The sequence below is a fragment of the Acidovorax sp. Leaf160 genome, assembly GCF_001424265.1.
Taxonomy (GTDB): domain Bacteria; phylum Pseudomonadota; class Gammaproteobacteria; order Burkholderiales; family Burkholderiaceae_C; genus Paracidovorax.
This window is the reverse complement of the sequence record NZ_LMOV01000002.1, coordinates 169,412-195,654: the sequence shown is the minus strand read 5'-3', so window position 1 is coordinate 195,654 and position 26,243 is coordinate 169,412. Positions and strand designations below refer to the sequence as shown.

Genomic DNA, 26,243 nt, shown 5'->3' with positions numbered 1-26,243 from the left:
AGAGTCCTCTCAGGTGATGGCGCCGGTGCGCGTGCCGGTGGCGAGCCAGGTGATGTATGAATTGCCGGTGACGGCGTTGCTCGGCGAGCCGACACCACCTGGTGGGCTGCTGGACGATGAGGTGTAGGTCCCGGAGGCACTGCCGGGGAAGCCGGACAGGCCGGCCTGTCCGTGCCCACCGCCTCCGCCGCCATCGCCGCCCCGCGCGGTTGCGGGCACGTCGCCGGGGAAGGTTGGGCCGGTGTAGGTTTGCGAACTGCCCGACGCTCCGCCGCCGCCAGTGGACGAGTAGGCGAGGCTGCCGGGCGCGAATCCGGCCCCCGCACCCCCTGCCCCGCCGTACCCGCTGACTGCCTGGCTTTGGTAGAAGACCGTGATCAGTCCGCCATATCCCCCGTTGCCGCCGCTCGCCAGGACCTGGCCGAGGTTGCGCACGGAGACCGGCACGCTGGCAGTGAGTGCAGCTGAAGATCCATCGCTCGACACGATGGTGTTCGCGCCGATGGTGATTTCGATGCCAGCGGGGAAGGACTGCGACACCACCAGGCGGTTGATGTACGGCGCCGTGATGTTGACGAACAGTTTCGATGCCTGGTCCCACCCGGATGCGATGGCCATGCTGCGCAGGTCCGGGGCGATCTGGCTGCCCTGGATGTTGAGCGTGTTGGATGGCCCTGGCGCGGCGCCCGAGGACGCCGATGACGACATCATCCCGCGCGTACTCATGGCAAGTTCTCGATGCAGGAGCCGTAGTAGCGCGTGTTGTCTGCGGCCAGTTGAAAGAAGAACAGGTGACGGCGCCCGGTCATCAGACCAGATGGAGCAGTCCCGTTTCGCCACACCACGAAGCCTGGCCAAGCGATCGCGCCGCCGGTGTGAGTGATCTCAATTGCGAAAGACGCGGCAGACAGCCCGTTGTCGAACGAGTAGCTCTTGTTCGCGGAGACGGTGTCGGTGAAATAGTCGCCGAGCGCGGTCCGGATGGTCGAGTCCGTCATCGCGACCGGGGTCGAGTTGGTTTTCAGGTCACGGCGCCAGGGCGTGAAAACGGCTGTGCCGCCGATACCCGAAACGCCGCGCGATGCGGAGTTGCCATTGGAGGAGGAAACCAGCAACTGAATCGCCGTAGAGCCAAACGCCGAGACAATGAGGTGTCCCCCTTCAAATCCGGCCAATCCGTTGGTGTAGGTGGAGCCCAGCAGATAAAAGCCTGGAGTCAGCACGGCGTTAAGGTTGGCCCCGGCTGCCAGTGCCGTGGTCTTGGCCATGGCGTCGGTGAGCCCGTAGCCGGCGAGCGTAGTTTTGACCAGGTCGCCCGATTCGCCATTGAGCGACTTCACCCCCGCCGTCACATTGACCGAGTCGGCCCAGGTGGTCCCCGTCCATGCGCGCAGCTTGTTCAGCGTCGTGTCGTAGTAGGTTGCGCCCACGCGCAACGCCTGGCCCTGGTTGTCCACGGTCGGCGCGGAGGCCTTGGCGCCCAGGTTGATCTTCGAAGCCTCGATGCGGCTGGCCTCGGCCTGGCCGGCGGCATTGCCGGCGAGGGTCACTTGCTCGGCCGCCGCGACGGCAGCAGCTTGCGCGGCAGAGCGGGATTGATCCGCCTGGCTGGCTTTTTCGATTGCGATCTGCACGGCCCCGTCAGTGCCGTCCTTCGCTGCCTTTGCCTCCAGCGCGTTCTGGTAGGTGACCTGCGCCAGGGCGTTGGCGCCCGGCACCAGCTGCTGGCGCTCCCAGGTGTTGAAGGCCTCGTACTGCGCGTCGAAGGTCGGCTCGGGCTGGCCCGAGTCGGGCACCGGCGGCGCCGCGGTGATGGGGGTGGGGGCGGTGATTGCCATCAGACGTATCCCTTTACTTGCATGTCGATGTAGGCGAGGCGGTTGCGGTAGCGCACGGGCGAGCGCTGCGCAATGCCGAAGGTGGAGAGGCCGGCGAATCCCGACTGCGTGCTGACGAACCAGGCGACCGGCTTGCTCAGCAAGTCCTGCAGCGCCTGCACGGCCTGGTCGGCGTACTCGCGCTCCATCACGATGGAGAAACTCAGGTCGGTGGAGCTGCCGCGAACGGTGGTGCGCATGCGGCCATCGGGCTGCTCCTGCTGCTCGGTGTAGGTCTTGGGAATCACCTGGGCGTCTTCCTGCACGCCGCCGATGCCCAGGCCCTGCAGCGTTCGGAACTTGCCCCGCACGATCATTCCGATCTCGCGCGGCTGGCCGGCGCTGGCGGTCACCGTGATCGTGATCTCGGCGTTCGCACGCATGGGCAGGTTGCGCAGCACCAGGGTGGTCTGGTACTTCCGGTCCCCGAAGGCATAGTCGTAGTAGCCTCGCGCCGGCCGCTTGAGCTGGGCGAGGCCGCCACCCTCCGGGTACTGGAAGAGCACCTCGCCGCCGGTCTGGTCCTTGATGACGACCTTGACGCCCGTGCCCACCAGGCCGCGCAGGTTGAGCGCGTTGACGAACCGAGAGCGCAGGACGTACACGATGTCGCTCGCCGACTCGGCGGGCGTGTCGGTGTACTCATCGAACGGCGCCCAGCGGTTGGTCGGCCGCACGTCCACCCAGCCGGACGGGTCCTGGTCAGGCCGCACCGTGCTGGCGGTGCTGAGCGTGCGGCGGTAGACGCGGTGCGTGTCCACGACGTGACACTCGTAGCCGATGGCGTAGGTGCCAGCGGCCCAGGCCGGCGTCGGGTCTTCCGCGAGGCTCGTGCCCGCCAGGATCTGGTCGGCCGAGATGGCGATGGGGTCGATGTAGTGGCTCACGCGGTGGCCTCCTCTGTCACGCGCACCGTGGGGGTGTTGGACACCTTCACGGGCGCCGCGCCGGTGCCGCTCATCGTCCAGTTGTCGAATTGCTCGGCGTGCTGGCCCGTGTTGCCCCGGATCTCGGCCAGCTCCTGCGTGACCGTCTCCAGCTTCTCGGCCAGCACCTCCACCAGCCGCTCCAGGCGCGCGGTGTTGCCCTGCCCGCCCGCGTTCACTGCTGCCATCAGCGCCCGGTTGTCAGCCGCCGGGATGATCCGCTCGCCCTCGTGGATGTTGGCGACCATGTCGCGCGGCACGTAGTTCGTGCCCACGGCAAAGGACAGCATCCCGCGCCGGCCGTAGTTGGGGTTGTTCTTCGCCCAGACCCAATGCCCGGTTTCGTCCACCCAGCCGTCGGCCGGTGGCCCCACGCTGCCATCGGCGTAGTGCACGCGGCCGTCGTCGTCGACGAACAGCGCGTTGAGCGGATTGGCCGAGCCCGGGCCCATGGTGCCGCCCCAGGCCGTGCCGCCCGAGGGCTCCACGTAGGCCGGGGGCACGTAGGGGGTGACGCCCGTGCCCTTGCTCGTGGCAGTGCCTCCCCAGACCGGCTCGCCCGCTGCGCCCGTCGATCCGCCGGCAGCCGCACCCGAGCCGCTGCCGGTGGCGCCCGGCGTCTTGCTCGACAGCAGCGCGAAGATGTTGGCCGTCGCCTGCGCCACGGTGATGGTCGCGTTGTAGGTGCCGTTCGCGATATCGACCTGGCGCTGGATAAGGTCGTATTCCTTCTGCTGGTCCTTGATCAGCTTGTTGAGGGCCTCGGTCTGGCTGTCCAGCGCGTCGATCTGCTTTTCGGCCGCCGTCTTCTGCGGGCCTGCGATCTCTTCCAGGGCCCGCAGTTGGCCGGCCAGCACCAGACGCGCGAAGTCCGCGTCCACCTGGCTCTGGTACTGGCTGCTGTCGAGCCCGGCGCGCGCGCCGCTGATGGCCTGCTGCAGGGCGTCCTGTTCCGGCAGGTAGCCCGTGCGCATAGCCGCGGAGAGGGCCTGCGCGATGAACGCATTGCCCTGGGCGGCCTGCATGGCGGCGGTGGATTGCACCTCGCCGTAGAGGTCCCGCGCATTGCTGCGCACCAGGTCGAAGATGCCGGTGATGAGGCCCAATGCCTCCTGCTGCACCTGGCGCTGGGTGTCGATGGCCTCGAGCTGCCCTTCCCACATTTCGCGCTGGCGGCCCATGGCGTCGGCCAGGTCGCGCATGGCGTTGCCGCGCGCTTCCTCGGCGGCGGCCAGCGCGGCCGCGGCGTCTTCCAGCTCCCAGACCTTGGCGGTGGCCTTCGCCAGCGCCGGGTCGAGCTTCCACAGCGCGTCGTACTCCTGCTTGCGGCGCAGGTCCAGCGCTTCACGGTCGCGGCCTTCCGCGATCAGGCGACGCTGCTCGATGTCGAAGCCCTTGGCCTCGATCTCGGCGGCGCGCGCGGCGGCGTCAGCTGCGGCCTTGGATGCATCCTCCAGCTCGTAGATCTTGGCGACCAGCTTTGCCAGCTCGGGGTCCAGTTTCCAGAGCGCGTCGTATTCCTGTTTGCGGCGCAGGTCGAGCACGGCCCGATCTTTGCCCTGGGCGGCCAGCAGGCGCTCTTCCAGGCCGGCGCGGGTGTCCGCGATTTTCTTCTGGCGTTCAGCCTCCAGCGACGCCGCGGCACCGTCGGTCACTGCAGCGAAGCTGCCAGCCAGCTGCAGCAGCATGGCGTAGGCCTTGCGGCCCGACTCGGTGGTGAGGTCCTGCGCTTCGGCCAGCGAGCGGAACTGCGCACGCGCGTCGGCGGCGTTGATGTCGGGCAGCTTCAGATCCACCGTGTCCAGCTGCTTCTGGAGCTGGCGGCGCACCGCTTCCCGCTGCTCATCCTGGCTGTAGAAGTTCTGCAGGTAGGTGCTCGCCGCGCCTCGGAAGTTGTCCGCGTTGCCGAACAGGTCAATCAATTGGCTCGCCATGTCGCCACCGGCCAGGCTGGAGGCGTAGAGGGTCGTTCCCAGGTCCTCGAAGACGCCATTCACAGTGGTCAGGCTGGTCGCCAGGCGCGTCAGCGTGGCGATGGCGTTTTCGCCGTCGCGGGCGAACTCGCTGGCGACGTAGTGCGTCCGGGTGACGGTCTCTTCCACCTCCCGGTAGTCACCCTGCAGGTTCTCGGTGGAGTCGCCGCTGGATGGCCGGCTGAGCTCGATGGTGCGGCGCACCGTCTCCGTCGTCGTCACCCACGAGCCGATCACCTGCTCGGCCAGGGCGTTGTTCGCGCTGGCGAGCGCCTCCTGAATCTTCTGCTGGATGCCGTTCGCGTCGAGCCCGTCGAACTTGATGCCCATGCCGCCCGTGTCGGGGTGGATGACATCGGTGCCCACGGCCATCGTGTACTTGCGGACCTTGCTGGAGTCGAGGCCCAGCACGTCGGCCATGTCGCCCACGTTGGTGCGCATCGCCTTGTAGGCTTCCTGGATCGCGTCGGACTGCTTCTTGCCCTGGGCGATGTCGGGGCCGTAGCGCTCGTTGAGGAACTTGATCTGGTCCTGCAGCCACGTGGCCCGGTAGGAAGAGCCGTTGCCGGCGCCTCGGATGGTTTCCAGCTCCTTCTCGTACTCCTTGATCTGCTTGGCGGGGTCCTGCGTGCGGTAGCTCGGGCCGTTGAACAACGTGCCGCCGGTGCGCCACAGCTGGTAGGCGGACAGGTCATCACCGCCCAGCGTGCCCTGGAGGCCGCCTCCCACGATCTTGTTGGACGCGAAGGCACCGAAGGCATTGGCCACCAGTGCGACAGCGGCCAGGAAGCCAGCGGCTCCGGCAAAGCCAGTCATCCCGGGCGTGGCCAGTTGGGTGCCAACCGGCGCATAGGCGCTGGGGTTGTTGCCTGCGATGGCCACAGAGTTGCTCAGGCCCAGGCTCTGGCCCACGCCCGACGTGGCGAAGCCGTAGTAGGCACTGCCCGGTGCGGTGAGGCCCGAGAATCCGCCCTGGTAGAGGCTGTAGGCCGAGCGCGCGTTGCTGGCGAAGTTGAGGATGCTCCCTGCGCCGCCGCCGCCGCCCGCGCCGCCACCGCCCAGGCCGAGCGCCCCGAGCACCCCGCCCACGCCGATCTGCACGAGGGGCTGCAGCACCAGGGTGGCGAACAGCCGCTTCAGGTACTGCGCCGCGTCCTTGCCGCCGCCCATGATGTAGTCGGCCAGGGTGTCGCCGATCAGCTGGGAGGTCTTGTTCCAGTCCTCTTCCACGACCTTGGAGACGGCGGCCTGGCTCTCGATCTGCTTTGCCTCGAGCGCCTTGATGCGGGCCGCCTCCTTGGCGTCATCGCTGGCGCCGGACTTTTTGATGCGCTCCAGCTCCTTGGCGTACTTCAGTTCGACCTGGCGGAGCGCCACGACCTTCTGACGCTCGACAGCCGACAGGCCGATCAGGCGCACCTCGTCTTCGTACAGCTTCGCCTGTTCACGGGCGTTGTTCAGCAGTTCGTCCGAGCTGCTGCCGAGCTTCAGGTCGGCGATCTTGGTTTCTGCGGCGCCGAGGCGCTGGACCGCGGCAATCTCTTCGTTGAGCTGGTCGATGCGCTGCTGAGAGCCGTCGAAGCCCATCAGCATCGCCTTCTGCTCGTTCAGTCGCTCGACGGTCAGCGCGCGGAGCTCGTCGGCGGTCTTGCCGTACGCCGCCGCTTCGTCTTCCAGTGCCTGCGCCTTCTCGTTGATCTTGGCCGTTTGCTCGGCAATGCGTGAAGCCTCCTTGTCGCGCTCGCCCTCGAACTTGCGCTGCGCCTGCGCCACGGCCAGCCGGCGCTCGGAAGCATCGAGATCATCGAGCGACGCCTTCGTCTCTGCCTGCCGGGCGGCCGTCATCTTGCGGGAGCCAGATTCCAGTTGGGCGACGAGTTGAATGCGCAGCTTCTGCGCCTCGTTCAACTTGGCGCCGGTGGCGATTTCCTGCTCGTTCTGCTCCAGGCGCGCCTTCACCGACGCGATCAGCGTGGCATAGGCACTCTGCTCCGCCTTGGCCGCTGCCGCGCCACCACCCTTCTTGGCGTATTCCTCGCGGATCTTCGCCAGGCGCTCGTTGATCTCGGCCTGCGACTTGCCCGCGGCGGTGCCCTCGTTGCGCGCCTGGGTGAGGTCGCGCTCCAGCTTGGCCGCATCGGAAAGGTACTTCGCCCCGTCCTTGTCCCAAGCCTGCGCGGCGCGCATCTGGTCCGCACGTTCACGCGCAGCGTCGGCGGCGGCCTTCTCCGCAAACGTAACGCCCTCCAGCGCCGCGGCCTGAGCGCCGAGCCCTGCGAGACGGTCGCGCAGCTGTTGCTGGGCTGCGGCGTTCAGCGCGCCACGACCGCTGCCATAGGCTGCACCGCCCTCCGTCGAGACGAAGCCCTTGCCGCCGTCCAGCTGCTTTTCGACAGCGGCGATCTCGTCGCGGACTTGCTTGAGCCGGTCCTGGGTGGTCTGGGCGCGCCCGACCCCGAGCATGTTGTCCCACGCTTTTTTCGCCGAGTCCGCCACTGACCTCCAGGCTCGCTCAAGGCCGCCGAGGTTGCGCTCAACCTCGGCCGAGCGCCCGCTCAGCGCATTGGCGTACGCCTCCTGCGCCACGCGCGCGGCATCCGCGATGCGCCCTTGGTCTTCCAGGCTTTTGATCTGGCGGTACGTGCTCTCCGTGAGGAAGTTCATCCCCTCGTTGAGCTTCAGCACGCCCGAGAGCGGCTCATTGCGCAGCGAGGCGAATTGCTCTGCCGTCTTGCTGACGGCCTGACCCGTAGCGCGCTCGTACTGCACTGCGGCCAGGCCAGCATCGCGCAACACCTCCGCCGACACCTTGCCGGAGCCGGCAAGCGCCGTCAGCGACTCGGCGGCCTTGCCCTGCGTGCCCACGATGCCGCTGATGTCCTGGGCGTAGGCTTTCATCTGCCCCGAAGTCGTGCCGGCGGCATTGCCCGTCAGGATCAGGGCGTTGCGGTAGCCTTCTGCCTCCTTCGATCCTTGGTAGTAAGCCACCGCCAGCGCGGCGGCGGCGGCCGCGCCCAGCGTCAGCGGATTGATCAGGCCCAGGACATAGCCGCCCATGGCCTTCAGCGCCGCACCGGCGCCACCGAAGCTGTCTTTGATCTGAGCGCCCTGCTGCAGGAACACCGTCAGCGGCGCCTGTCCCCCTTGCAGCGACACCACGATGTCGCTGAACTGCATGGGGAGCTGCGCCAGCGCGGCGCGGGTCTGGCCGGCGCTGGTGCCCAGCTTGGCGAAGCCGGCCTCCTGCTCGCGCAGGCGGGCGATCATCGGCGCGGCCTTGTCCGAGACTCCCAGCTGCGCAGCCTGCAGCGCGAGCAGCTCGGAGCGCGTCTTGCCGATGGCCGTGACCTGGCTCTGCAGCGAATTCACGAATTCGTTCTGCTGGCGCGCGCGCATTTCCACGTCGCGTTGTTCCTGCAGCGTCTTGGTCAGCCGCTCCTGCTCGGCGCGCAGCGTGCGCAACGCGCCGAGCTGCCCCGAGATCGCGTCCACGTCGGCGCCGCGCAGCCGCGCGAGGCGCTCCAGGCCCTCCGCCGACTTCAGGTTGTAGCCCTGGGCCTCGACAATCGCCCGCTGCGATTCGGAGATGGCGCGCTTTGCGGCAGCGGCCAGCGCGGCATTGGCGCGCTCCATCCCCTTGGCGCTCTGCTCGGCCTTGTCTCCCATGCCGCCCAGGGCATTGGCGGCGCTGTCCCCCGCTTGCTTGACGGTGCTCGCCATCCGACGAGCGCCAGATTCGACACGCGCAAGGGCATCTTCGCCCTTGGTCGTGTCCATCTCGAACTCGCCCTGAACCTTCATGTCGGCCATGCGGACATCCAATGCAAAAAGCCCTGCGGCGGATGCGGCAGGGCTCGTGTGTTGAAAGGGCCGCCGAAGCGGCTCCTACTTTTCCGGTTTCGGCGCGAACTCGTGCATGGTCACCACGGCCGCGCTCTCCAGCACCTGCAGCGATTCGTGCAGGTCATTCCACTCGTCGTCATCGAGCCCCGCCCGGTCCATCAGCGGATAGATGGCTTCCCAGCGCAGGCCCACCGGCACTCCGCCCATGGCAGGGAACAGCCAGCGGGTGCCCACCTGGCGGAAGAGCCGGGTCGCGAGCTCGTTGTCGGGCCACACCTCGAGCTCGGTGATCTCGGCCTCGTAGTCTTCGAGTTCGAAGCCGTCCGCCCGGGCTTCGGCCTCGGTGATCGGCGGCTCGTGCAGAGCTCGGCCGATCAGCTTCAGTTTCCCAGGCGGCCCTGGTAGATGGCCTTGTCGTAGGCGCCGATGATGTTGCCCAGCGAGCCGCCGAACTTGTCTTCCATGAGCTCGAGGGTCTTGGCGGTCAGGGGCTCGGTCAGGCTCCAGCCCTCGGCGAACTGGAGGATCAGCGCGGCGTCCAGCGTGATGCCCTCGCGGATGCCGGCCTCGGCGCCATAGGTCTCGATGTTGGCGATGGCCGTCTCGATGTACGAAGGCGCGTCGCCGCCGGCGGCGGTCAGTTCCTCGGCCTTCTTGTTGGCGGCCTGCATGCCCTCGAACAGGGCGCGCTGGCGCGCATCGCGGTGGCCGGCCCATTCGGTCTTGCGCAGGGCCTTGCAGGTGACCTTGAACTGCACGTCGGAGCCGTCGAGCTTCTTCAGCGTGATGGGCATCTCGAAGGTGGGCACCTGGTCGCCCAGGGTGGTCAGGACGGTGACGGGAACGGTTTTCTCTTTTGCCATGGTGGTCTTTCGCAGGGTTGCAGAAGCCCGTGCCGCAGCCCGCCCGCCCTGCGAAGAGCGAAGCGAGCTGCAGTCGGTGCGAGGGTGGGCCGGAGCCCGGTAATCAGGCGGCGTAGCGCGTGCTGATGTTCTGGGCGTTGAACGTGCCCTTCACGGTCACGATCTGGCCTTCGGTGAGGGTTTCTTCCTCGTTGAAGCTCACGGTGGCGGGCACCAGGGAGACGGCGCCGGCGCGGGTGCGGCGGCGGATCACCGTGTCTGCTCCGGTTTCAGACAGCGTCTTCAGCGCGTTGTAGGCAGGCGTGCCGATCATGTCGGCGTCCATGTCGAAGGTGCGCTGGACAGCCGTGAAGCCGTCGTTCAGGGCGATCTCGACGTCGGACTCGATGAACTTCACGTTCACGGTCTTCGCGTCGCCGCCGCTGGAGTTGTGGTTCATGGTGCGGTCCAGATCCACCCAGTTGGCGACCTTGCGCACCGAGCCACCACCGCCGCCGGGGGCGAAGAATTCGGTGTTGGTGGTGTTCGCGCCTTCCAGCACGAAGCTGTCGGCCAGAACGGACTTCACACGGAATGCGCGGAAGTTCAGGCGGCCCCAGTTGGAAGTCACCAGGACGATGTCGCCGACGCTGTAGCCGTGGCCGACAGAGCTGACGACGGCTTCGGCGGCATTCGAGATGCCGGTGATGGTTTTCGCAACAGCGAGGGCGGTGGCGACCGAGTGGATGGTGCCGGTGGGAGTGCGTGCCATGGTGGGCCTTTCTTGGGACGAAAAAAAGCCCGCATGTGCGGGCGTCGGTGGAAGCCCTTGCGGGCGGTTTGGCGCGGAGGCCGGTGATCAGTCGCGCGGGCCGAAGATGGAGAAGATCTGCGTGGCGCCGTAGAGCGAATCAGCGTCTGCGCCGTCGGCGATGCCGGCGTCAGGCTCACCCTGGGGATCCACCTGCAGCGTCGGGTGTGCGCACAGGTCCTCTTCGACCTGGCGGATCAGCGCGAAGGCAGCGGGCGAGCTCTTCGCCCAGGCAGAGACATGCAGGAGGATGTTTCGCAGGTTGGAAGTGTTCTCGGCGTAGCGCAGGGTGCGGCCGCCCGCGTGCTGGATCACCAGCCGGGGGGGCGGCGCGCCGTTGGGCGCAACGACCAGATACACGTTGGGGCACCGGGCTTTCAGCGCCGCGACGACCAGGGTTTCGATGCTCATTCCTGCACCCTCGCGATGAATTCGGCCTTCATGATCTTGAGCGCGTCCGGCTTGCCGGCGTTCATGGCGCGCGTGATGAAGGGGTGGGCGGGCGCCCTGCTCGTGCCGTTGTGGACCATGTACCCGTACGGGGCCTTGGTGTGGTTCCACGACAGGTGATAAGTCGCGCGCCCCGCGGTGCTGTTCGACTTCGAATAGACCTGGTAGATCGCGTCGCGCAGGGTGCCTGGGCTGAAGTGGTAGGTGACGCCGGTCTTTTTCGACTGGCGGCCGTAGAAGGTGTGCGCCTCTTCAGAGATGGGGACGTAGAGCCTCGCCAGGGAGTAGCAGTGCTCCGCCGCCGCCTGGGCCGCCGGGCGCGCCGCGCGCCGGATCTTGGCCCGGGTCGCCCGCAGGCCCTGCACGAAGCCATCGACGTTCACCTTCGTGGTCATCAGCTCACCACCTCGCAGACGAGATCCACGTGCTCGCGCCCCGCCTCATCCGGTAGCACCGCCTTGATGTCGTAGACCGTGGTGCCGTGCAGCACGCGCATGCCGGCAGCCACGTCGGCGCGGTAGCGGATGCGGATGGAGGTCTTCACGACCGCCGCCTGGGCGTCCGCCTTGATCGCGCCGAGGCCCGACAGGTTGCGGATGCTCGCCCAGGCCTTGGCCACCTCGTCCCAGGATTCCGGCAGGGGCGTACCCCAGTCGTCGGTGCCTGCGCCCTTGCGCTGGATGGTGATGCGGCGGTTCAGGTCTCCGGCGCGCATGTCACACCCCCAGGCCGATGCGGTACGGCTGCAGCAGCGCGTGCGCGCCGAACGGCACCTTCGTCATCGTGCCGGGCGCGACCTCTTCGCGGTTGGCGTACAGGTGGCCCAGGATCAGCAGAATGGCGGCCTGCACCGCCGCGTTCGCCACCATAGGCAGAGTCTCGGGCGGCTCGTCGGCAGCCTCCAGCGCCGCCTGGTCGACGTACACGTTCCGGTTCAGGAACTCGACGGCGGAGGCCTCGGCCGCGCCCAGGTAGAGCGTGACCAGAGCATCTTCTTCACCGGCGTCGATGCGCAGGTGAGCCAGCGCGGTCGGCAGGTCGACCAGGGTCACTTCTTGCCCCGCCCAGCCTTGGGCGTGTCAGCGGCCTGAGGAGCGGACTCCGCTGGCGCAGCCACATCAGGCGCCGCCGCAGCCTGCTCCTTGTGCAGATCAGCGTAGCCGCGCTCGATGAAGTGCTGGCCGAGGCTGCTGTCCATCTGGGCGACGGTGCCCGCGCGAGGGTCCGGCTTCTTGAACTTGATGAGCATGTCGTTCTCCTTCGGGGAATAAGAAAGGCCCGCCGAAGCGGGCCCTGCATTTGTGCCGACGGGCGATCAGGTCACGTTGCCGAAGTCGCCGTAGATGAACGACTCGGGGCGGTACACGGCCAGCGCCAGGCGCTCCTCCGCCAGGATCGTGACCATGTTCTTCACGAAATCGTCCTCGTTCTCGGTCGCCACCTCGACCCGCGCTTGCCAGCGGTCGAAGATCTGCGCGCCCAGCTTGAAGGCGCCGGCCAGGAATTTGTCCACGGCGATGGCCTGGGTCGTCACCACCGGGCGGTTCCACAGCGTGGCGCCGATGACGCCCTGCGGGTTGCCGATGATGTAGCGGCCCGTCGTGTCCTTGGTCAGCTCGATGCGCGCCCAGTCGATGGGGTTCATCACCACGCCGGTCGACGGGAACTCGGCCAGCTCAGCCTGCAGGAACGCGAGGCGGATGTTGTCGATGTTCGTCTCGGTGCCGGCCGGGTCGAACGGCGCAGCGAAGGCGGTGGCCTGCGGGATGATGCCCAGCAGGTTCTGCCCGGTGCCGTCGCCGTTCAGCAGCTGTTGCTCTTCCTTGAAGGCCAGACCGTAACGCAGACGGCCATCGATCAGGCTGGCGAGCTGGGACGAGTCGCTCAGGATCTGGCGCGAGGCCTTCATGTAGTGCGCGATCACCTTGGCGGTGGTGCTCACCAGGTCGAACTTCATGGTCGACTCGGGCTTCTTGGCCATTTCCGCCACCATGCCCGCGTTGTTCGTGAAGCCCGTTTCCTTCACGTACTCCAGGGCGCTGCCGTCCATGCGGCCGGGGGTCAGCAGGTCGCGCACCGTCATCCGGCGCTGCGGCAGCGCCTGCACACCAGCCAAGCGGGTGACCTGCACCAGATCGCCAGCGGCGCCGTCGGTGTCGGTGGTCACGCTGGTGATAGCGGCTTGCACCGTCATGTCGACGCGACCGCGCGGCGTCGTCTTGCCCAGAAATGCCTTCACGTCGTCGCTGGCCACGAACTGCGCGCCCAGGGATTGGTGCTGCACGTCGCCGCCGGCGCCGTTGTTCTCCAGCTTGGCAAGCGCCTGCTGGGTGCTTTGCAGGCTCGCCTGCAGTTCGCCTTGCTTGAGCAGCAGGTCGTCCACCTTCGCACGGGTTTCAGTGGTCAGGTTGGCGTCCTTGGCAGCGGCTTCGGCCTGCGCCTTGAGCTGATCGCCGACCGCCTTCAGGCTTGCGTTGATCGTCTGGATGTCTTGTTCGAGTGCCATGGTGGGCCTTTCAGGATTGGATGGAGATGAGGGAAGCGGCCAGGGCCGCAGTTGCACTGAGAGAGCCGGGGTCGACTCGTCCGGTGGGATCGCCCTCACCGCCGCCAGCGGGATCACCCGCGCTGGACTTGATTTCGCTGATGAGGCGCATGGCCTCGCTCTTCGGCATGCCGCTGGCGCGCAGCCCGGCCTCGATGCGGCGCACGGCGCTGGCGCTGGCGCTGCCCTGGCCCTTGCCCACCTGGTCGGATGCGAGCAGTTCGTCGGCGAAGCCTTGTTCGATGGCCGCGCTGCCGCCGATCCAGGACTCGGAATCCATCAACTTGGCGATGGCCTTGGACTCCAGACCGGTGCGCGCGCCGTAGATGTCGCCCATCGCAGCGTCGAAGGGCTCCAGCCAGGCCGCGATCTCGCGCAGGTCGTTGCGGTTGCCGGCGGCCACCACCCAGGCGTTGTGGATCATGAGGAAGCCGGAACGGGCGATTTGCACTGTGTCGCCGGCCATCGCGATGACCGAGCCGGCGGATGCCGCAAGGCCCAGCACCTTCACGTTCACCTCGCCCTCGTGCTCGCGCAGCAGGTTGTAGATGGCCAACCCCTCGAACATGTCGCCGCCCGGGCTGTTCAGGTTCACCGTCACCGGACCCTTGCCCAGGCTGCGCAGCGCGCTGGCGATGCGCTTGGCCGTCACGCCCTCGCCAGTCCATGGGTCGTAGCCGATGGCGTCGTAGATGCTGATCGTGCGTTCCTCGTCCTTGTCAGCGGCGCGCACCTCCGGATTCCACCGGTCGAGGGCGCGCGGCAGGATCTCGCTGCGCACGCTGGCGCTCGGGCGGCCCATCGGTGCGCCCGGCAAATTCTTGATGCTCATGGATCAGCCCTTCTTCGGCTCGTCTTCGAATCCCAGGAGCGCGCGGATAGCGGCCCGGGCCTGATTGATCTGTTCCGCCCCGCCGTCTTGGCCCAGGGCGTCCAGCGTGGTCATGGCCGACTGCACGGTCAGCACCGCGGCGTTACCGCCCATCGCGGGCATGTCTTCCAGCTCGCGGACCTCGTCGCGGGTGAAGATGCCCTTGTCGACCATCACGCCGAAGAAAGCGGCACGGCCGGCGCTGTCGGCGCGCAGCAGGCCCTCGACGGCGAACTTGGGGTAGTAGCGCACCCGCTCCGCCGGCGTCAGCAGGTCCTTGCTGATGGCCTGCTCAATCCGCTTGAGCCAGGGGGCCAGCGTGAAAGTCAGGAAGCCGATCATTTGCTGCTCGATGCCGGTCCCCCAGCTGGTCGACTTCTCCGTGTGCCCCACCATCCAAGGCGGCACGCGGAACCAGCGGCAGATCGCCTCCACACTGAAAGAGCGCGACTCCAGCAGCTGGGCGTCCGAGGGCTTGATGCCGATGGTGCCCACATCGGTCCCACCTTCCAGCAACGGAGTCTCGCCCCGCTCCGCCGAGCCCACAATTTCGGCCTTGAACATCTTCCGCTGGTCAGGCTTCAGGAAGGTGGACACCTTGTAGTACACGGTCTGCAGCAGGCCGTTGCGGAACGTGCGGGCCGCCGCGCGCTCTGCCGCCATTGCGGACCCGAAGACCTTGGCGCCGTACGCGATCACCGAAACACCCGTCTCGCCGTCCAGGGTGAAGCCCGGGATGTTCCAGATGCGGTCGACGGGGATCTCGCGGGGCGTGCCGTCTGCTCGCGGGTACTGGTAGATCTTCTTGCCGTTGACGTTGCGCGTGATGACCAGCTTGTTCGGGTCCAGAAACATGAGCCCGACCACCCGGCCGCCCACCATGAGCTTCTCGGCGCGCCCGTTGCCGCGCAGCAGCATCGACGCCACCACCGCCTCCCAGAACACCGACGCCGTGGAGTCGCTGTTGGGCTGGTCGTGGATGATGAAGTGCAGCGGGTGCTGGCTGGCGATCTTCTTTCCCACCGACGTGCGCTCGTACATCGACAGCGGCAGCGTCGCGATGGTCTCGGAGATCAGCCGCACGCAGCTCCAGACGGCATCCACCTGCATCACAGCCTTGGGCGTCACATCGACGCCCGCCTCGCTGTCCATCTCGCGGTCGGTGTAGAGATCCTTGTCCCGCAGGCTGAAGGATCGCACCCAGCCGTCGATGGCCGCGCGCACGCGGCTGACGATGCCGGTTTTTGGTCGTTGTTTCATGCCCGGCCCGTCCGTATTGGGTTGCTCAACCAGTCATCCAGGCCGCCTTTTGCCTCCGGGTTCAGAGCCATGAGATAGACGGCGTCGAAGAGCGCCATGAGCGGGTCGATCTTGGCGAATCCGCTGGCCTGCTTCGTGATGGAGATGGCATTGCCAACCGCCACCACCTTCGCGTTTCCCACGCACCAAGCCATCAACGGCTGGCCGCTGTGCACCATTCGCTTCGCCGCCAGGTGGCGCTCGGCTGTCTTGATCGCGCCCTGCAGCTGCCATCCCTGGGGGATGCCCACCACTTCGTCGGCCTTGACCGGGCCCGCCTTGTCATCCGTGCCCACCAGCGCGTCGTAGATGCCACCGAGCCCCGCCCGGTCCACGCCCACCTTGTCCAGCAGGCCAGATTCCACGACCTGCGACACGATGCCCACCACGTCGGCGATGTCCTTGCCCACCTGCGCGGCCAGCACCAGGTCGCCCTGCTTGGCGAAGTCGCGGTAGCGCGATTCTTCCGACTTGCGGCGCTCCAGTGCAATCGGGTGCAGCCAGGCGCGCGTCCAGACCAGCCAGCGGCCGGTGCCGATCTCGCGCCCGACCACCGCCAGTCCCAGCATGTCGTCCAGGCCGCCGCCGTCGATGCCGATGGTGGCCACCTCGCAGCGCTCCAGCAGCTCTTCCAGCGTGAACACCGGGACAGCAGCGGCCTCCCAGAAGTCGGCGCCCAGCCAGCGGTCGCTGCGCAGGTTCAGGCCGACTTCGACGTTCCCGTACTTCGCCAGGAATCCCTTCAGCGACGCCTCGCCCTCAGCTTCGGCCTTGCGGAACTCGCGCTCCAGATAGGCCCGGTCCACGGAGTACCCGAGATTCGGGTTCACCATGGGCAGGTTCTCCAGCAGCCGGGCCTCGCCGCTGCGCACCAGCTCGGGCGGGTGCTCGAAGAGGATGGGCACGAACTGGGGATCGATGATCTTGCCGTCGCGCACGTCGCGCGCGTACTCCAGCTTTTCCTTGAACACCCCCTGCGGCGGCTCGTCGCTCTGGGTGGTGATGTAGATCGTGAAGCCCTCGGGCCGCGATGCGAGGCCGCCGGTGGCCTCCCGCAGCATGTCCTTGGCGTTGGCCTGCTTGCCGAACAGCCACAGCTCTTCGACCAGCACGCCCACCGACTTCTTGCCTGCCGCGGTGTTCGCATCAGCGGCGATCACCTTCAGCGTGGCGTTCATCTCGCGGTGCGTCAGCGTCTTGATGTGCGTCTGCACATGCACCAGATCGGCCAGCTCGCCGTCGTCGCCGTCTTCCTCGTAGGTCACCATGTCCTTCGCGGGACCGAAGCTGTTGTGCGCGACCTCCAGGGTGGGCGCCAGGATGGTGAACTCGGCCGACTTCCGCCAGTTGCGGATCAGCATGGTGAGCATGATCGAAGCGGCCAGGCCGGACTTGAAATTCTTCTTTGGCAGCATCACGAACCATTCCGTGATCAGCCGCCGGCCGCTCTCTGCGTCGTAGGCGCCGAAGATCGAGGCCGCCAGGTCGAACACCCACTGGCCGCTGGCGTCGCCGATCCTCGGGCTGCCGGGCGCGTCCACGATGCGCAGCTCGCGCATAACGGACAGGCCGGCCTCGGCCTCGTCCGGGAAGATGGGTGCCGGGATGATCGACCGACCCGCCCGCAGGCGATCCGCCCAGTCTGGGCATGCGGTTGTCCATTCGGGCATCAGACCCTCTTACCGCCAGCGGCTGCCAGCTTCGGAGGGGCGGCCGAAGCGAACCGACCAGCGCCGGCCGTCTTCGCCGCCGCCTTGGCCTGCTCCTTCTTGCCGCCGTTCTCGGCGCGCCGCACCTCAGCCGACAGGAGGGCCTTCGCCGCGTCGATCCGCAGCTTGTCGGCCACCATGTTGTCGTTGTACACAGCTGTCAGGAACTCGGCCGGCGTCTGGTTGCCATTCGTGGCAATCGTCAGATCGTCGGCAGGGTCCTTCTTCGGGCGGCCAGCCCCAGGACGGGCGCCGCCGCTCCGTCCTTTGACTCCGGGCATGACCTACTCCATTTGATTAATTTGAATACGGGAGAAAATTTCCCTCCGTGCGGAACAGTGCGGTATCCGGGGCAAAGCCTTTCAGCCTTTCACCCACCCCCCTGCCCCTGGCCCTTCAGCCCTACGCACGCCGCTGGGACGGGTTAGGCGGGCCGTGGAGGCTCTCTGACGCCACCTAAGAGTCATAACCTTGAGGCAGAATCATCAGATGCCCTACGAGGATCACCCTGGCAACCGATCGTCTGTTGCAGTGACAGTAGGCCCTGGATGGCGGGCCTACCAACCGTTCTCACTACCCGGCTGGGACTTCCTCGGGACGATCCAGTATCGCGGCGTCATCGGAGCGCTTGGGCAGAGCTGGTCGTCCGGCGGCTACGCCCTGCACAAAGATGGAATGGTTCGACTACTGGACCGGGGCGCAGTCGAGACTGCACTGCTCCAGGCGAGCTTGCGGGATCCCGATCAGCCTCCCCTCGACTGAGCAGCCGGGTTGCCCTCAATCCCGGGGGTGGCCAGCCCTCGCCCTCTCCGCTGCCTCGCCCCTCGTCTTGGCGTCATGGCAGTCAGGGCACAGGCACTGGCGGTTGTGGTCGGCGTCCTTGCCACCCTTCCAGAGCGGGACGGTGTGGTCCAGCTCGAAGGGGTCAGGTGTGCCGGGCGTGATGTCGATCAGCTTGTTGCAGCCCTTGCAGTTGGGACCGTCCCTCAGCCAGATGCGCAGCCGGGCTTCCTGCCTGACTCTGCCCCGGTCCCGGTGCGTGGCCCCGATGCGCGGCGCCTGCTGCATCCGAGTGGCCTGGGCCATGGGGATGCGGGTGGCAGCAGCGGGGATGCGGGGCTTGGTCATGTTCTGGCTCTCATCGGGCTACGGCTCGGAGCACGTCGAACGACCTTTGATCGCTATGGCGCATACTGGCCCATGACCATGCACCCACTACATCGCCGCCCCGGTTACTCATCGGGCATGCCCCAAATGGTCCCTCTGGACCTGTCCGCAGCGTGGGGAAGCTACGTCCGGTTCCGGGTCAAGTCGGCGCGGTGTTTGGCGCTCGGCGGCGGCCAGCCCTTCCTCTCGCCCTTCTATGCGCTACCGCGAGCCACTGGAGTGATTGAGCTCAACGGCCATCGCGAGGGACAGAGAGAGACATCCCTCTTCATCGGATTCAGCTCATCGTCAGAGCTGCAGGGCCCATCGTTTCAGCTTGCGGACAATTCCGCAGTGGGGTCGATGTCGCTTCCCGCTGATTGCTTCGCGGGTTTCATGCAAGTTGCAACCCAGAGCGGCGCCTACTTTCAAATCGGCGGGGATGGAAGTCGGAATGCCCTGGGGACGGACATCGCTGTGCTTCAGCGTTTTGCCCAACCTGCTGCTCCGGTCAAGTCCTAGCCTCCGCACCACAGGGCGGCCCTTGTGTGCGCCCCCTGTCGGCGGGCCAATCTATCCGCAGCCAGAAAGCAGAAAGCCACCGCAAGGGTGGCTTTGAAATCTTTGGGCGAGCTTCTCCGTCGAGTCCTGCCGAAGGCGCTACGTGCGGGGCTTCGGGTGTCGAGCAGAGAGTCGCCGGGCGACAGCCTCAGCAGGCTGTGCAATCGACGGCTGCAGTATAAACCGACGCCCGAGGTTCATGCAAGACGAATCGACGGATTGAACTGGTGGAGCTGCGCCTTTGCCTCCACGTATGCAGCCGCAGCGTCTTCTTTCGAGGCAAAAAACCCGAGTGCGTGTCGCACGCCCTGGATACCGATGTGCGCCTGCCATTTCTGCGCCTTGCTGTGGAACGAAACACCAGGCGAGCCCGAGCGGTTGTTCGCGTTCACCCCTCGGTTTTGGCCGTTGTCGGCGTTCGAGCACACCCGCAGATTGGCGATACGGTTATCAGCCCTGTTTCCGTTGATGTGATCAATCTGCCCGTCAGGCCACGCACCGTTCACGTACAGCCAAGCCAATCGATGCGCCTTTTACGCCCGCTGGCAGACCCAGATACGCACATACCCCTTGTCATCGCTGCTCCCCGCGACACTGCCAGGGGCAACGCTGTGTCGGCGAACCTTCCAGTGGAAGATCCCCGTGCCAGCGTCGTAATCCAGAAGGCTCCGCAAAGTCTCCTGGGTCAATTCCAACGAAGCGTTCTTTCTCATGCTGGCCTGCCCATCGATGCGCGCAAGCGTTTTCGCATCGAGGCCCCGGCGCGCGTCACGCAGTGGTCCAGCATGTTGAGCGCCTTGCGCCCGTCCTGCCCCATCGGCACCGCCGCCTTACCGCTCCCGCCGCACTTCTTGCAAGTCCGTCCCAGCTTCGGCGTGCCGGGGATCGACTCATTGCCCCGGCCTTGGCAGGCATTGCAAGTGTCGCTCAGCCAGTGCGAGGTGATGGCCAGGGCGAAGCGCGCCGGCTCGGGGTTGCGCTTGGCCTGGGCCCAGACGGTCAGCGCGTCCAGCACGCCGCCCAGCGATTTCAGGCTACCCATCACGAGCTTGGCGTCGGTCACCGAGCACAGCGGCGGCTTGCTGCAGCCGTCCCACTCGCGCCGCAAGCGGGTGAGCTGGCCGCCCAGCATGCAAGGCGCCCAACCGGCGGCGATCAGGATGTCGGCGTCGCCCATGCGGTCGGCCTCGACGCGGAGGTTCGTGGATGAGCCCGCGCTGATGTAGGCCTCTTCCACGGTGCGGGGGGTTTCGTTCAGCATGGTCGTTTCTTCTTTCGCGTTACTTCTTCGGGCAGGGTGAATCGGTGGTTGTTGCCGCACTGGATGCGGCGGCGGGCGGTGCCATCGGGGTAGCGGCGCGTCTCCAGCACCTCAGTCCAAGCGCCGCAGAACTTGCAGGGCGGCGGGACGAAGCGCGGCGGGCGGGTCATGCGCGCAGCTCCTTGAGCGCCGCCCGGTAGTGATCGCGGATGCCGCGCAGCTCGTCGTGCGTCCACTTGTGGACGCCGTTGTCTTGCTCCAGCGCCAGCACTCGCCCTTCTCCGATGCGGGCGACCACGCCGGCCCGGAAAGCGGCGTAGGTCGTGCCGCCCGGGCGATTGCAGTTCTTTCTTTGGGCGAAGCAGTTGTCCTCATGGAAGCGGAGGTGCCCAGCAGCGCCGCGGCTGCGGAAGTGACCTGCGTCCACCGACCCGCCCGGCTTCATCGGTTCGAAGGGCTTGCCACAGCAGATGCACGGCATTCCCTCGTCCCGGGCGCGGATGAATGCGTTGAATGCGGCCTGGGCCTCGGCCATGAGTTGCGGTTGACGCTTTGCTGCCTCCTTGCGCCGGCGCGTCTCCGCCCTCTCCACCTTGGCGGCGGCGCGGGCCTTCTTCGCTTCGGCGCGCTCGGCCTTGGCGGCCTGGGCCTCGGCGTAGCCGTCGATGCAGTCCGGGTGGATGCGCTGGCCGGCTTCGAGCTTTCCCTTGCAGTGCGGGCAGCGGGTGCGGCGGAAGGTCACTGGTCGCCCTCCCAGGCCTTGAACTGGACACCCTGCTCCACACCGAATGCGTACAGCCATTCGATGAAGGCGCGGGCCAGCTTGATGGTGAAGTCGCGCGACTGCACGCCCATCAGCACCACCTCGCCGCGCAGACCGTGCCCCATGCGAACCTCGCCGAACTTGGCCCAGTCTTCAGCCAGGTCGGGATCGTTGCGCGTGTCAATCTTGAAGGCCGAGATCAGGATGCGCTTGGCATCCTCTGCATCAGCCAACTGGCCGCCCAGCTGCCGGGAGATCTGGCCGATCAGGCTGTGGAAATGGCGGTTGTGACCGTCTCGCCGGGTCTCTGGTCGCACCTCCAGCACCAGGCGATGCCCAGCCATCAGCCAAGCCTTTGCGTGCGTCCACGCGTGCATCAGCGCCTTGTGGGCCTGGACGGGCTCCCGCATGGAGAGGGTGATGCGCTCAGCCATTGCGCACCCCGCACCAGTCGCGGTACGCCTGCAGCGGCGTGAAGCCCACGCCCAGCTGCTTGCCGCGCGCGCCGCGCAGGCCGCAGTGCCACACCCCGGCGATCATTCGGATGCGGGGCTTCACGCTGCAACCTCTTCACGCTTCGGCGCAGGCAGGCGCTGCAGGGTTTCGTCCACGGCGTTGCCGCCAGGGTCGCGGATGGAGCGCAGGCAAGCGTCGGGCAGTGCCGCATTCTGAGACCGCGTGGTCGGCGTCATGTGGAATGGCGAGCCCAGGGATCGCACCATCCAGCATGGCCCGAGGTATTCCCACCCCCGGTTGTCGACAGATTGCAGCACCTCCACGATCAGGCCGTTATCCATTGGCATCCCGTGCGTTACTGCCAGATCCCCAGGCTTGCAGTTCATACCCGCTCCCCCACGTTGAACCACTCGCGCTCGGTGGTGTGAATGACCTCAGACGCGGCGGCGCGACGCTGGTGCGGCCGGCCGTCCTCGTCCACCTCTATCAGCGCAGCCTTTCCAGCCACGTCACGCGGGCAGCCTGCACATCCGCCGGCGCAGGCCGGTGCTTCGGGCAGGCGTGCTGCGGTGGCAGCGTGGTCCAGTGCTTGCCCAGGGCACACGGTGCGAGGCCGTGCCGCGCCATGGCGGGGTTGGCTTTGGGCGACCAGTGGGCGCAGGTTTGACATGTCATCGCTCAGTGCCATTTCATCTTTCCTTCCATGCCCAGCGCCTGGCGCGCGGCCTGCAGCGTGAAGGGCTTGATCTTTTCGCCAGCCTGGTCGCGGGCCATGATCGAGCGCGCCCAGTTCTTGCAGTCGCTCTTCGCCTCGAAGTCCACCGGCGCGCGCGGCGCGGCCACCGGGGCCGGCAGGCGCGGCAGGTTGTTCTCTTCGGCGTAGGTCTTGCGCGGCGTGGCGGCCTCGCAGGTTTTCACGAACTGCGGCAGGTTGGGCGCGAACTCGAGGTGTTCGGCCATCAGGCGGTGCGCGGCGGCCTCGACCACATCGGGCGCGAACTTCGCCAGGGCCGCGTCCCACACCAGCATTGCAGCGGCCACGCCCTTGTCGCCGCCGGCATCGGACTTCTCGCCGGTGGCGAACTTCGACAGGAACAGGTTGCCGTAGGAGCCGTGCAGCAGCACGAACAGCTTGCGGGTGGTGGACGATGCCTCGCGGCGTGCGCGCGGCTGCTGGCCGGCTTGGTGGATGGCGTCGTGCGCCAGGGTGGAGACGTCGTTCACAGGTTCACCCCTTTGTAGATCGTTGCCGCCGCGGCGGCGTATCGGTGCTGGCCCTGTTGGCCGCGCTGGGCTGCTGCGCCCTGCCCCCGCTGCTGGCCGAACTTCACGGCGTTGCGAAGCCAGGTGCGGAAGCCCGCCTGCCAGTCCTTGAAGACCGTGCCGCGTGCGGCGTGGTGGTCGAGGAAGTTCGCCAGCTCAGCCTGCAGGTCCACACCGGTTTCGGCAGCGATGCCCACGGCAGTCTGGTCTGGAGCGAAGTCGGATGGCACCGTGGTTCCGCGGCTTGGCTTGGCCGGCGCGGCAGCGGCGGGACGATTCAGTGATGGTTCACTGATGGTTCTATGACGGTTATTTGCGGGTGCAACGGGTTGCACCCTTTCCTGCGCTGGTTTGCACCCTTTCGTGTCGCCGGTTGCACCCTTTTCGTCGTCACTTGCACCCTTTTGAATGGGTGCAATTTCTGCACCCTTTATCCAATCGAGCGAAATGCGGTACTCGCTGGTCATCGAGCGGCCACCGTTGCCGGCGCTGACAAGGATCAGCCAGCCAGATTCCTCCATGCGGCGCAGCTGGTACTGGATCGTGCGTTCGGACTGGCGCGTCTTCTCGGCCAGGGCCTTGATGCCAGGAAACACGCGGGTGCCGTCGTCGCTGGCGTGGTCGGCCAGAGCCAGCGCGGTCAGCATCTCGCCGCCGCCGTTCGGGTAGCGGTCGAACACCGCTGTCATGACGCGGACGCTCACGCCGCCTCCCACACCCGCGCGCCGCCGCGCATCAGGTCATCGCCGCCCAACTGAACCACGCGGGCCTGGCCGGCCTTCAGCAGGTCGGGCAGCCGGCGGTCAATCTGCACCACGGTCAATCCGGTGGTGGCCTGCAGTTCATGGGCGGTGGCGGGATGGCTGCGCAATGCGGCCAGAATGCGGGCGCAGTGGCCACCGGCAAATTGAGGGGTGCGCTCGGCCGCCAGCACGCTGCTGAGCGGATCGTGGGCGCGCACGAGATGGGCGGTGTTCATGGACGACTCCGTGCTTTTTCCGTTACGGAAACGGTCAGCGCTTGGGGAAAGGGAGCACGCGGGCGGGGGCGCGGCGCGGCTGGGCGTAGAGGTGGCGCAGCTGCTCGGCCACCATCCGCGTGACGGCCTCGTCGCGCGTGCAGCCCCACTTCGCCGCGTACTGGTCGGCGACGGCGGCGTCTGCAGCGCTGAGCTCCAGAGGCGTGGGGGTAGGCTTGTGATCGCTCACAGGGGGCTTCAGTAACGCAGTCGGAACGCGTCAGGGGCTAGTGCGTCCCTGGCATTGCGGAGACAGGCGCGGAAGAATTCAGCTCATGACCAGTCCGCTCCACGTACTCACGAAACAGCCTGCGCATGAAGGCGGATGGCTGGCACCCGTTCAGCTCCGCGATGGCGTCCAGAGCGCGCTTCTCCGTTTGGCTGAAGCTGCAGTTCACACGTTCGTTGCGGATGTGGGCCGGATCGGCGTACATGGTTTGGGCTTTCGAGATGAGGGGTTGGGGTTGGTGGGGTGCGCGGCCTCAGGCCGGGCGGTGGGGATGGGTGCCTGCCCTCAGACGCTGGAGAATGGAAGTGCAACCAACCACGCCAACGAAAGGGGCAGACATGAGCAATACGGAGACGAGAACGGTCCAGCGGGGGACCGTGGTGATGAGCGACTTGGAAGGCAACACGTACCCCGTGAAGCCGTTCAGGAAGGAGTTCCGCATTCACAGCCTCCGCAATGGCTGGGAGGAGTGGCAGGTGTCTGCGCGGTGGTGTCAGCTTGGCGAGGAAGAGCTGGAGAAGCTGGACGATGGATCGTTTCGAATCCCGTCTTCAGGGACTCTGATCTATCCACGTTCTCGCCTTCCTGGCACGTCTGCGGGCCAGGAATCAGATTGAAGCTGCGCACATGGGTCGCCGCGGCCTCGCCGGCGCCCCGAGGTGCGACATACACCGCCCGGATGAGAACGACCGGACTCCCTGTCTCGCCACCTGCATCAACGGAAAAGCTCATGAGCCGATCCGTCTGCAGGCCCAAGGCCTCGGCGAGGGCCAGCGCAAACATGCGGGACGTCTCGACCTTAGCCATGGCTCACCTCCTTGGCGGGGGCGGAGCGAGCGCTTGCGCGCTCTTCAACCATCTCTTCGATGGAGACTTCGCCACTGGTGAAATCCCGGACTGCGGGCATGTGATGCACGGGCACACCATCGCCGCTCATCTGGCTCACCCGTGCGAGCGACACGCCGAGGTGAGAGGACAGCGCTTTGGTCCGCCCCCGCTCTTGTCCAAGCCAAGTTTTGAAGTTCATGGCCTTAGTTTAGCCATCACGCAACCATAGGTCAAGCGATCGCTAAACCTCAATAGTTTATCTTCCGCTAAACATGCGCGACGACCACCGCAAGGCCCGGCTGGCCCACCTCATCAAGACGGATTACGGCGACGAGCGCAAGCGGTTCATGGACGCCCACGAATGGGTTTCCAAGAGCCGTTTGTCGCAAGTCCTCGGCTCGCAGCCATTCGCAGAAGACGCAGGCTTCGAATGGGCTGAGCGGATTGGCCTGCCGCGCGCCTGGTTCAACAACTCCTGGCCCACTCCGAAAGAGTCAAAGGCTCTTGGCATCCCTGTAGACCAGCCTTACCCGGGCGCGACGAACCAGAAAGCTGGCAGCCAGTTTTCTGCAGGCGTTGGGGAAAAGTCGATGGAGATCCCTTGGCTGGATGTCCGCGTTGCCGCCGGGGAGGGCCGACCGCATGGCGAGGTCGAGGCGATCGGCGGCCTGTCCTTCCGAAGCGACTTCCTACGCGACTGTGGCATCTACAAGAACGAAGAGGGGGTGATCCTCAACGTCACCGGCGAGAGCATGGGTTGTTCTGTCTGGGACGGGAGCGTCGTGCTGGTCAACACGAAGATCAAGGACCCGGTGAAGAATAAGATCTTCGTGTTTGTGGACGGCGAAGGTCCTGTCGTCAAGCGAGTGGTTCAAGAGGACGGTCGCTGGATCGCCAGATCTGACAACACAGACAAGAAGAGATACCCGGATTTCCCTTTTGGCAACGGGCACCAAGTGATTGGCCAGGCCGTGTGGATGGGCGCGAAGCTTTGAAGGAGAGGTAGATGAAGAAAATTCTGTTGGCTGTACTGGTTGCCGGCGTTGCCGGGGCCGCAACTGCCCGCAACCCCTCCGACGCCGAAGCGCTCGCAGCCTTCAAGGTGATCGTGGAGCGGTGCTCCGCTCTCTTTCCTGCCACAGACGGCATCGTCTCCCAGTCGCCAGATGGGAACTGGAGGAAAACCTCTCGGAGCGATCTGCAAACCAGCTTCGACGTCAAGAAGACGGATTCCCTCGTGTCGCCGCTCGAAGGCGTGCTCAGAGTTTCGTACCTCACGCTGGGGGCGACGGCCGCCTCCGAAGCCGAGGCGCAAGCGTTGGTGTTGAACCCGGAAGGGCCGGCAATGAAAGTCTTGGACGTCTACCATTTCGCTCTCCAAGACGGCAGTTGGGTCGGGTTGGGCGTGGATGAATCACGGGAACTCCGCACCCGGCCTGGAAGGCCTTTCGAAAAGCTTTCCACCATCAAAAAAGACGCGTCCCGAGTGCCGCCGCAATCACTTGACGGCCAGTGCCTGAGAGTGGGCGCTAGGCGCTGACCTCCGCCCAATCCCACCCCTGCGCTTGAGCG

Annotated in this window: 33 protein-coding genes; 2 read left to right on the top strand and 31 right to left on the bottom strand. The window is 66.5% G+C overall.

From position 1 onward, the window contains the following. Window positions 1–9: 9 nt before the first annotated feature. From ASF94_RS02945 to ASF94_RS02800, 31 genes are all read right to left on the bottom strand, one after another. Complete coding sequence (locus tag ASF94_RS02945) at window positions 10–726, bottom strand: hypothetical protein (protein ID WP_156382407.1); 717 nt, start codon at window positions 724–726, stop codon at window positions 10–12. Continuing rightward, window positions 723–1,838 (bottom strand): hypothetical protein, encoded by a 1,116-nt coding sequence (locus tag ASF94_RS02940; RefSeq protein ID WP_056661318.1) that lies wholly within the window; start codon window positions 1,836–1,838, stop codon window positions 723–725. Before ASF94_RS02940 ends, ASF94_RS02945 begins: the two co-directional genes overlap by 4 nt. Next, window positions 1,838–2,764 (bottom strand): hypothetical protein, encoded by a 927-nt coding sequence (locus ASF94_RS02935; RefSeq protein WP_056661315.1) that lies wholly within the window; start codon window positions 2,762–2,764, stop codon window positions 1,838–1,840. Before ASF94_RS02935 ends, ASF94_RS02940 begins: the two co-directional genes overlap by 1 nt. Then, entirely contained in the window at window positions 2,761–8,586 is a 5,826-nt protein-coding gene (locus tag ASF94_RS02930; RefSeq protein ID WP_056661312.1) for a phage tail length tape measure family protein, read from the bottom strand. Before ASF94_RS02930 ends, ASF94_RS02935 begins: the two co-directional genes overlap by 4 nt. Before the next feature lie 75 nt (window positions 8,587–8,661). After that, window positions 8,662–8,967, bottom strand: a complete 306-nt coding sequence (locus ASF94_RS02925) for a DUF1799 domain-containing protein (RefSeq protein WP_255355204.1) — start codon at window positions 8,965–8,967, stop codon at window positions 8,662–8,664. Window positions 8,968–8,999: 32 nt separating this feature from the next. Next, complete coding sequence (locus ASF94_RS02920) at window positions 9,000–9,482, bottom strand: phage tail assembly chaperone (protein WP_056661309.1); 483 nt, start codon at window positions 9,480–9,482, stop codon at window positions 9,000–9,002. A gap of 103 nt (window positions 9,483–9,585) precedes the next feature. Continuing rightward, complete coding sequence (locus tag ASF94_RS02915) at window positions 9,586–10,233, bottom strand: phage tail tube protein (protein ID WP_056661306.1); 648 nt, start codon at window positions 10,231–10,233, stop codon at window positions 9,586–9,588. 87 nt (window positions 10,234–10,320) lie between these two features. Then, complete coding sequence (locus tag ASF94_RS02910) at window positions 10,321–10,683, bottom strand: DUF3168 domain-containing protein (protein ID WP_056661303.1); 363 nt, start codon at window positions 10,681–10,683, stop codon at window positions 10,321–10,323. Further along, the gene (locus ASF94_RS02905) at window positions 10,680–11,117 is read right to left on the bottom strand and encodes an HK97-gp10 family putative phage morphogenesis protein (RefSeq protein ID WP_056661300.1); all 438 of its coding nucleotides are present in this window, start codon (window positions 11,115–11,117) and stop codon (window positions 10,680–10,682) included. The genes ASF94_RS02910 and ASF94_RS02905 overlap by 4 nt, the downstream gene beginning before the upstream one ends. Next, window positions 11,117–11,437: a phage head closure protein gene (locus ASF94_RS02900; protein ID WP_056661297.1), complete on the bottom strand. Its 321-nt coding sequence runs from the start codon at window positions 11,435–11,437 to the stop codon at window positions 11,117–11,119. The genes ASF94_RS02905 and ASF94_RS02900 overlap by 1 nt, the downstream gene beginning before the upstream one ends. A gap of 1 nt (window position 11,438) precedes the next feature. After that, window positions 11,439–11,774, bottom strand: a complete 336-nt coding sequence (locus tag ASF94_RS02895) for a head-tail connector protein (protein WP_056661295.1) — start codon at window positions 11,772–11,774, stop codon at window positions 11,439–11,441. Further along, window positions 11,771–11,971 carry a hypothetical protein gene (locus ASF94_RS02890; RefSeq protein WP_056661291.1) on the bottom strand — a complete coding sequence of 67 codons (201 nt, stop codon included), beginning with the start codon at window positions 11,969–11,971 and terminating at the stop codon, window positions 11,771–11,773. The genes ASF94_RS02895 and ASF94_RS02890 overlap by 4 nt, the downstream gene beginning before the upstream one ends. A gap of 66 nt (window positions 11,972–12,037) precedes the next feature. Next, window positions 12,038–13,228: a phage major capsid protein gene (locus ASF94_RS02885; protein WP_056661288.1), complete on the bottom strand. Its 1,191-nt coding sequence runs from the start codon at window positions 13,226–13,228 to the stop codon at window positions 12,038–12,040. A gap of 10 nt (window positions 13,229–13,238) precedes the next feature. Next, a complete protein-coding gene (locus ASF94_RS02880) occupies window positions 13,239–14,099 on the bottom strand; it encodes a head maturation protease, ClpP-related (RefSeq protein ID WP_056661285.1) in 861 nt (286 codons plus the stop codon). A 3-nt stretch (window positions 14,100–14,102) separates the two neighbouring features. Beyond that, window positions 14,103–15,398, bottom strand: coding sequence for a phage portal protein (locus tag ASF94_RS02875; RefSeq protein ID WP_056661280.1), 1,296 nt, complete (start codon window positions 15,396–15,398; stop codon window positions 14,103–14,105). Next, window positions 15,395–17,107 carry a terminase large subunit gene (locus ASF94_RS02870; RefSeq protein WP_056661278.1) on the bottom strand — a complete coding sequence of 571 codons (1,713 nt, stop codon included), beginning with the start codon at window positions 17,105–17,107 and terminating at the stop codon, window positions 15,395–15,397. Before ASF94_RS02870 ends, ASF94_RS02875 begins: the two co-directional genes overlap by 4 nt. Next, on the bottom strand, window positions 17,107–17,427 hold the full coding sequence (locus ASF94_RS02865) for a hypothetical protein (protein WP_056661275.1): 321 nt from the start codon (window positions 17,425–17,427) through the stop codon (window positions 17,107–17,109). The genes ASF94_RS02870 and ASF94_RS02865 overlap by 1 nt, the downstream gene beginning before the upstream one ends. 496 nt (window positions 17,428–17,923) lie before the next feature. After that, window positions 17,924–18,274: an HNH endonuclease gene (locus ASF94_RS02860; RefSeq protein WP_235505238.1), complete on the bottom strand. Its 351-nt coding sequence runs from the start codon at window positions 18,272–18,274 to the stop codon at window positions 17,924–17,926. A gap of 776 nt (window positions 18,275–19,050) precedes the next feature. Next, complete coding sequence (locus ASF94_RS20610) at window positions 19,051–19,374, bottom strand: HNH endonuclease signature motif containing protein (protein ID WP_082492943.1); 324 nt, start codon at window positions 19,372–19,374, stop codon at window positions 19,051–19,053. A gap of 188 nt (window positions 19,375–19,562) precedes the next feature. Then, complete coding sequence (locus ASF94_RS02845; RefSeq protein ID WP_056661267.1) at window positions 19,563–20,114, bottom strand: hypothetical protein; 552 nt, start codon at window positions 20,112–20,114, stop codon at window positions 19,563–19,565. Further along, a complete protein-coding gene (locus ASF94_RS21085; protein WP_156382406.1) occupies window positions 20,108–20,284 on the bottom strand; it encodes a hypothetical protein in 177 nt (58 codons plus the stop codon). Before ASF94_RS21085 ends, ASF94_RS02845 begins: the two co-directional genes overlap by 7 nt. Then, window positions 20,281–20,856 carry a recombination protein NinG gene (locus tag ASF94_RS02840; RefSeq protein WP_056661264.1) on the bottom strand — a complete coding sequence of 192 codons (576 nt, stop codon included), beginning with the start codon at window positions 20,854–20,856 and terminating at the stop codon, window positions 20,281–20,283. The genes ASF94_RS21085 and ASF94_RS02840 overlap by 4 nt, the downstream gene beginning before the upstream one ends. After that, window positions 20,853–21,287, bottom strand: a complete 435-nt coding sequence (locus tag ASF94_RS02835; RefSeq protein ID WP_235505237.1) for a recombination protein NinB — start codon at window positions 21,285–21,287, stop codon at window positions 20,853–20,855. The genes ASF94_RS02840 and ASF94_RS02835 overlap by 4 nt, the downstream gene beginning before the upstream one ends. A gap of 16 nt (window positions 21,288–21,303) precedes the next feature. Continuing rightward, complete coding sequence (locus ASF94_RS21860; RefSeq protein WP_255355202.1) at window positions 21,304–21,435, bottom strand: hypothetical protein; 132 nt, start codon at window positions 21,433–21,435, stop codon at window positions 21,304–21,306. Continuing rightward, entirely contained in the window at window positions 21,432–21,719 is a 288-nt protein-coding gene (locus tag ASF94_RS02830; protein ID WP_156382405.1) for a hypothetical protein, read from the bottom strand. The genes ASF94_RS21860 and ASF94_RS02830 overlap by 4 nt, the downstream gene beginning before the upstream one ends. Before the next feature lie 292 nt (window positions 21,720–22,011). Further along, on the bottom strand, window positions 22,012–22,557 hold the full coding sequence (locus tag ASF94_RS02825) for a hypothetical protein (RefSeq protein ID WP_056661254.1): 546 nt from the start codon (window positions 22,555–22,557) through the stop codon (window positions 22,012–22,014). Then, a complete protein-coding gene (locus ASF94_RS02820) occupies window positions 22,554–23,300 on the bottom strand; it encodes a helix-turn-helix domain-containing protein (RefSeq protein WP_156382404.1) in 747 nt (248 codons plus the stop codon). Before ASF94_RS02820 ends, ASF94_RS02825 begins: the two co-directional genes overlap by 4 nt. Further along, the gene (locus ASF94_RS02815) at window positions 23,297–23,575 is read right to left on the bottom strand and encodes a hypothetical protein (RefSeq protein ID WP_056661250.1); all 279 of its coding nucleotides are present in this window, start codon (window positions 23,573–23,575) and stop codon (window positions 23,297–23,299) included. The genes ASF94_RS02820 and ASF94_RS02815 overlap by 4 nt, the downstream gene beginning before the upstream one ends. A 34-nt stretch (window positions 23,576–23,609) precedes the next feature. Further along, a complete protein-coding gene (locus ASF94_RS02810) occupies window positions 23,610–23,804 on the bottom strand; it encodes a hypothetical protein (RefSeq protein ID WP_056661247.1) in 195 nt (64 codons plus the stop codon). A gap of 462 nt (window positions 23,805–24,266) precedes the next feature. Then, window positions 24,267–24,650, bottom strand: a complete 384-nt coding sequence (locus tag ASF94_RS21080) for a hypothetical protein (RefSeq protein WP_156382403.1) — start codon at window positions 24,648–24,650, stop codon at window positions 24,267–24,269. Then, window positions 24,643–24,870: a hypothetical protein gene (locus ASF94_RS02800; protein WP_056661241.1), complete on the bottom strand. Its 228-nt coding sequence runs from the start codon at window positions 24,868–24,870 to the stop codon at window positions 24,643–24,645. Before ASF94_RS02800 ends, ASF94_RS21080 begins: the two co-directional genes overlap by 8 nt. A gap of 73 nt (window positions 24,871–24,943) precedes the next feature. On the opposite strand from ASF94_RS02800, the gene ASF94_RS02795 reads away from it, so the two are divergent. Beyond that, the gene (locus ASF94_RS02795) at window positions 24,944–25,666 is read left to right on the top strand and encodes a S24 family peptidase (RefSeq protein ID WP_056661239.1); all 723 of its coding nucleotides are present in this window, start codon (window positions 24,944–24,946) and stop codon (window positions 25,664–25,666) included. An 11-nt stretch (window positions 25,667–25,677) separates the two neighbouring features. Then, complete coding sequence (locus ASF94_RS02790) at window positions 25,678–26,211, top strand: hypothetical protein (RefSeq protein WP_056661236.1); 534 nt, start codon at window positions 25,678–25,680, stop codon at window positions 26,209–26,211. Window positions 26,212–26,243 lie beyond the last annotated feature (32 nt).